Genomic DNA, 349 nt, shown 5'->3' on the forward strand with positions numbered 1-349 from the left:
GCCGGAGTATGGCTTGTTGACGATTACCGGACGCCCCGAGTATTGCTCGATCTTTTTGATAATCTCATCTGGAAAGCCGTCAGGAAACGTCGACAGCTCTTTTTCAACGGGCAGGCCCATCATTTCCCAGTGACCATCCATACTGTCCTTGCCGGCGGAAATTTCATCCATGCGACCATACCATCCCAATGGCTTATCAGCAGCGGGGATGCCTTCAATTGGTGTCACACGCAGATTGCTTAAACCAAGCTTGGCCAGGTTAGGCAGCTTCAGCGCGCCATGCCAGGCATGACCAAGATCGCCCAGCGTGTCGGCACCCTCGTCATCAAATTTGGCCGCGTCAGGCGCG

General features: G+C 54.7%; 1 pseudogene. It reads right to left on the reverse strand.

Features of this window, described 5'->3' with window-relative positions:
* Positions 1-349 (reverse strand): annotated as a pseudogene (locus ACLUWI_RS10410) (phosphopentomutase); the annotation flags it as partial.

Origin of the sequence: Limosilactobacillus mucosae, assembly GCF_046939755.1 — a bacterium.
GTDB lineage: Bacteria > Bacillota > Bacilli > Lactobacillales > Lactobacillaceae > Limosilactobacillus > Limosilactobacillus mucosae_A.